This is a genomic window from Brevibacterium samyangense, assembly GCF_039529845.1.
GTDB lineage: Bacteria > Actinomycetota > Actinomycetes > Actinomycetales > Brevibacteriaceae > Brevibacterium > Brevibacterium samyangense.
The window spans coordinates 21,864-27,544 of sequence record NZ_BAAANO010000003.1 but is presented as its reverse complement, the minus strand read 5'-3'; the positions used below and the strand labels follow the sequence as shown (position 1 = coordinate 27,544).

The following is a 5,681-nucleotide window of genomic DNA, read 5'->3' as shown; positions in this document are numbered from 1 at the left end:
TGGGGACGGGGTGCGTCAGCGTTCGGTGCGGGCCGCCTTCCGGGCGGCACGGCGACCGCGGTGCCCGGCGAAGCTGAGGGAGAACAGCAGCACGACGCCCACGAGGACGATCGCGGCGACCCCGATTCCCGCATCGACCCAGAAGGTCGGCGGGAACAGGCGGATGAGCGAGTCGTCGAGGTAGAACTGCCAGGTCCCGTCTTCGAAGAACACCTCGTGGAAACGGGTGAAGAACGAGTCCCAGCCGAGGAACGCGAGGACCCCGAGCCCGCCGAACAGTACGAGCGTGAGGATCGCACCGAAGCGATAGCCGAGGCGGATGCCGGGCCCCGTGCGCCGGGACTGGACGAGCCCGAACACGACGGCGCCGATCGCAGCGATGATCGCGACGAGGAACAACAGCCCGATGAGCGACTTCACGTCGGCCATGTGGCTGATCTCCTCGCTGCGGAAGACCGGCACACCGTTCGGCAGGACCACGTCCGCGAGGTAGCGTTCACCGTCCTGGTTGTGCAGGTAGTCGACGGCATAGGACCCGTAGTGGAGGCGGTCCTCGGTGGTGAAACCGTAGTCGTCGGCGGGGAAGCCCGGCCGCCAGAAGTACTCGAAGCGGAGGAACCAGCCACTCGCGATCGCACGGACCGCGACGGCGGCGAGGACGAACGGCACCGCGAGGGTCGTCCACACGATCCCGATGACGTCGAGGGCGGTCGTCCGCTTCTGCGGCACGGACCGGGCGACCGCGGCTGCCGCACCCGCACCGGCGGCACCCGCTGCGCCGACGCCTGCAGAGCCGGCGGCGAACGAGCGGGTCACCGCGTCCTTCGCCGAAGTGCCCGTCGCCCCGGTGGACCCGGCACCTGCGTTCGTGGCGCCGGTACCTGCGTTCGGGGCTCCCGAACCGGAGGCGCCGGCGCGCTTCGCGGGAACCGGCTCACCGTTCATGAGAGCCCATTCCTCGTCGGAGAACAGTGCCGGGCGTTCGGAGGCGGGGACCTGCGGGGTGACGGTGACGCGTTTCGTCGCGGACGCCTCGGCGGTAGAGGCGTTGGAGGCGGCGGTACCCGTCCTCCGGGTGGCCGACGAGGCCCCGGCACCGGGTTCCGAGCCGGAGGAGGAACCGGCAGAGGCAGGGGAAGCCGCCTCTGCCGAAGAAGAAGGGGCCGAGGAGGAAGGAGTCGAGGCCGCGGAGGACGTCGAGCCGCTCGTGGACGATGCGGACGCGCCCCTCCCGGTCTTCGGCTCGTTCTCCGGGGCGAGCGCGTCGAACTGCTCGGTCTCGTCGAGGGACTCGGGGCCTGCGGAGGCACGCGAGTTCATCCTGCGTGCGAGCAGGTCGTCGGGGTTCTTCGATTCGTTCTCGGCCACGGATCCCATTGTTCTCCGGCACGGCGTGCTGCCCCGGTTCCGACACGCAGCGGGGGGCGAATCCGCGGCGGTGGCTCCTCGTGCGGCCCTACCCGCCGAGGAGGACCGCGACGAGGAGGATCGCGGGGATCGCGAGGATCGTCGTGATGAAGACGGCGTCGCGGGTCATGCGTTCGGACTGGTTGTACGCGAGGGAGTAGATGTACACGTTCTGCGCCGTCGGCAGGGCGCAGGTGACGACGATGCCGAACAGGTCGAGCCCCGAGTAGCCGAGCAGGGGGCCGGCGATCGCCCAGGCGAGCACCGGCTGCACGACGAGCTTGAGGACGGTGATGAGCGACAACTGTCGGCGGGTGCCCGGTGCCGGCAGTTTCCACCCGTCCTTGAGGGAGATACCGAAGGCGAGGAGCGCACCGGGCACCGACATCGCGCCGAGCATGCTGATCGGGTCGTGGAGGACGATCGGCAGACGGAACCCGGTGATCGAACAGATCACGCCGACCGTCGCACCGATGAGGATCGGGTTGCGCAGGACCGGGAGGACGACCTTCCACCACGTCGTCCGGCCGCTGCCGTCCGCACTCTTCGCGGAGTCGAGGAGGGCGACACCGAGCGGTGCGAGGACGAGGAGCTGGAAGAGGAGAACGGGGGCGACGAAACTCAGGTCGCCGATGACGTACGTGGCGATCGGGATGCCGAGGTTGCCGATGTTCACGTAACTCACGGTCCACGCGCTGATCGTCGACTCGCCGGTCCCGCGGCGGAAGCCCCACCGGGTGATCGCGAACATCACGAGGGCCAGGAACAGTGCGGAACCACCCGTTGCGAAGAGGGCGGGGGAGAAGATCCGTTCGATCTCGGTCTCGGCGAGCGTCGTGTACAGCAGGCTCGGGGTCGCGGCCCAGAACACGAGTTTCGCGATGACCTTCTGCCCGCTGTCCCCGAGCACACCCGAGCGTCCGAGGAGGATACCCGCCGCGATGACGACGGCGATGACGCCGAATCCTTCGAACACTCCGATCATGTCGGGAGCTCACTCACAGTGGGAACCTTCTGTCTCTCGTCGTCCGGCGGGTGCGCCACCAGGCTAGTCCCGCTTCTGTGAACGGAGCGTGTCGCAGCCGCCTGCCGGGGCGTCGAGGTGACCGACCTCACGGGTGTGCGCCCCGGTACCCTTGAACAGTCATGACGAACGAAGGCACACACCGCCGAGGCCCCCAGGACTCCCCACGCCGTCGCACCGGTTCCCGGCGGCCCGGCACAGGTCGGAACCCCGGGCGCGGCGCCGTGCGCAATTCCGCGCGGCAGCAGTCCCAGCAGCACGCGGCGCGCCTCGAACGCCGCCGGGCGGCCCGCGCCGGTGTCTCCTTCGACATCACGTACCCGCCGCAGCTGCCGGTCAGCGAGCACCGTGACGAGATCGCGGAGGCGATCCGGGAGAACCAGGTCGTCGTCATCGCCGGTGAGACCGGTTCGGGCAAGACGACCCAGATCCCGAAGATCTGCCTCGAACTCGGCCTCGGTGTCTCCGGGATGATCGGCCACACCCAGCCGCGCCGGATCGCCGCCCGCGCGGTCGCCGGTCGCCTCGCGGAGGAACTCGGCGAGGAGCTCGGGCAGGGCATCGGCTATCAGGTGCGTTTCACCTCGCAGGTCGAGGAGCACACCCGGGTCAAGGTGATGACGGACGGCATCCTCCTCGCCGAACTCCAGCACGACCCGCTGCTGAGCGACTACGAGGTCGTCATCATCGACGAGGCGCACGAACGCAGCCTCAACATCGACTTCCTCATGGGCTTCCTCGCCCGACTCCTGCCGAAACGTCCCGAGCTCAAGGTCATCATCACCTCGGCGACGATCGACCCGGAGTCCTTCGCCGAGCACTTCGGCGGCGCCCCGATCATCTCCGTCTCCGGTCGGACCTTCCCCGTCGAGGTGCGGTACCGGCCCCTCGCCGGGGACGAGGAGTCCGACGACGACGAGGACGGCCCGGGCGAGGACGGCTCCTACGAGGCAGGTGCCGCCGATCAGACCGAGGGTGTCCTCGCGGCGTTCGACGAACTCGCGGCCGAGGCGCCCGGCGACATTCTCGTGTTCCTCTCCGGGGAGCGGGAGATCCGGGACACCGCCGAGGCGCTCTCGGCACACACGCAGAAGCGCGGCGGCCGGTTCGCGCAGTGGGAGATCGTCCCGCTCTTCGGCCGTCTCTCCGCCGGCGAACAGCAGCGTGTCTTCGCCCCGCACTCCCGCCCGCGCGTCGTGCTCGCGACGAACGTCGCCGAGACCTCCCTCACCGTCCCCGGTATCAAGTACGTCATCGACGTCGGGACCGCCCGGATCTCCCGGTACTCGAACCGGACGAAGGTCCAGCGGCTGCCGATCGAACGGATCTCGCAGGCGAGCGCGAACCAGCGCAAGGGCCGTTCGGGCCGCACGAGCGAGGGCATCTGCATCCGTGTGTACTCCGAACGGGACTTCCTCGCGCGTCCGGAGTTCACGGACCCGGAGATCCTCCGGACGAACCTTGCGAGCGTCATCCTCCAGATGGCCTCCCTCGGTTTCGTTCAGACGGAGAAGGACGTCACGGACTTCCCGTTCCTCACCCCGCCGGATGCGAAGGCGGTCCGGGACGGTCGCACCCTTCTCATGGAGCTCGGTGCGCTCGAACTGCGGGAGGGAAGACTGTCCCTCACGAAGGTCGGCAGGCAGCTCGCCCGGCTGCCGATCGACCCGCGCCTGGCCCGTATGGTCCTCGCCGGTGCCGAACGCGGCGTCGGGGGAGAGGTCGCGGTCGTCGTCGCCGCTCTCTCGATCCAGGACCCGCGCGAACGCCCCGCCGAGGTGCGTGCGGAGGCCGACGAGATGCACCGCCGGTTCACCGACCCGACCTCCGATTTCCTCTCGATCCTCCGGCTGTGGAACCACCTTCAGGACCGGAGCGCCGAACTCTCGAGTTCGAAGTTCCGGAGGCTGTGCAGGGCCGAGTTCATCAACTTCGTCCGTGCCCGGGAATGGCAGGACCTCGTGTCCCAGCTGCGTTCGCTCCTCGGGAACGCGAAGGTCCACGTGGACCGGTCCTCGTGGCGGGAGGACGATCCGGACGCCGCCGCCCGGTCCGAGCAGATCCACCGGTCCCTCCTCACCGGGCTGCTCTCGATGATCGGGTCGAGGACCGCGGAGGGACGCGAGTACCAGGGCGCCCGGGGCACCAGGTTCGTGATCTTCCCCGGTTCCGGACTGTTCAAGAGCAAGCCCGATGTCGTTGTTGCCGCCGAACTCGTCGAGACCTCGCGGTTGTGGGCCCGGAGCGTCGCCGCCGTCGAACCCGAGTGGATCATCGAGGCCGCCGGGGACCTCGTCCACCGGCAGTACAGCGAACCGCGGTGGTCGAAGAAAGCCGGTTCCGCGGTCGCCGACGAGAAGATCACGCTCTACGGCGTCACCCTCGTGAACGACCGGCAGGTCGGTTTCGGTCGGATCGATCCCGTGCTCTCCCGCGAACTCTTCATCCGCCGTGCCCTCATCGAAGGGGAGTGGGACGCCCGGCACGCGTTCCTTCAGCGCAACGCGCAGACGCTCCGCCGCGCGGAGAATCTCGCGTCCCGCGTGCGCGACCGCAGGCTCCTCGCCGGTGACGACGTCCTCTTCGCGTTCTACGACGAGCGGATCCCGGCCGACGTCGTGTCCGGTGCGCACTTCGACTCCTGGTGGAAGAAGCAGCAGCACCGCGACGGGAAGTTCCTCGACATCACCGAGGACATGCTCCTCGCCGACGAACGCGCAAGCTCTCTGCAGACTGCCGCCGCGGACTACCCGCTGAACTGGGAGCTGCCGGACGGGAGGTCCGCGAAACTCCGGTACTCCTTCGAACCGGGCTCCCGCTCCGACGGCGTCACCGTCGAGATCCCCGCGGACTCCCTCCCCGCCACGGAAGCAGCGCCCTTCACCTGGCAGGTGCCGGGCCTGCGCAGCGAACTCGTCACGGCGCTCATCCGGTCCCTGCCGAAGTCGATCCGTCGGTACTTCGTTCCCGCCCCCGACGTCGCCCGCGCGGTCCTCGCCGAGCTCGACCCGGACTCGGGCGAACCGCTCTCCACCGCGCTCGCCCGGGCGCTCACGAAGCGCGCCGGCGGAGGTGAACTCACCGACCTCGTGCCGATCACGGTGCAACCGAGCGACTTCGACCTCGATCGCCTCCCCACGCACCTCGTCATGGAGTTCGTCGCAGTCCGCGGCCGCCGGCGGATCTCCCCGGTGATGCGTGACCTCGAGGCCCTCAAGGCGCACGTGGGCGCACCGGCCCCGGCCCGCCG

The 5,681-nt window shown here is 69.3% G+C and carries 3 protein-coding genes; 1 reads left to right on the top strand and 2 read right to left on the bottom strand.

The genetic code is table 11. The features are described from left to right. Nucleotides 1–15: 15 nt before the first annotated feature. Both ABD172_RS01255 and ABD172_RS01250 read right to left on the bottom strand, forming a co-directional pair. Nucleotides 16–1,368, bottom strand: coding sequence for a TIGR01906 family membrane protein (locus ABD172_RS01255; protein ID WP_344306226.1), 1,353 nt, complete (start codon nucleotides 1,366–1,368; stop codon nucleotides 16–18). 88 nt (nucleotides 1,369–1,456) lie between these two features. Continuing rightward, on the bottom strand, nucleotides 1,457–2,392 hold the full coding sequence (locus ABD172_RS01250) for an AEC family transporter (RefSeq protein WP_344306223.1): 936 nt from the start codon (nucleotides 2,390–2,392) through the stop codon (nucleotides 1,457–1,459). A gap of 161 nt (nucleotides 2,393–2,553) precedes the next feature. Between ABD172_RS01250 and hrpA the strand changes: the two genes are divergently transcribed. Continuing rightward, nucleotides 2,554–5,681, top strand: a 3,128-nt coding sequence (gene hrpA, locus ABD172_RS01245) for an ATP-dependent RNA helicase HrpA (protein WP_425546636.1), incomplete at its 3' end; no start/stop codon positions are given.

Coding starts and splice junctions, on each gene's coding strand:
- ABD172_RS01250 (WP_344306223.1), bottom strand. CDS start 2,392: ATGATCGGAGTGTTCGAAGGATTCGGCGTCATCGCCGTCGTCATCGCG.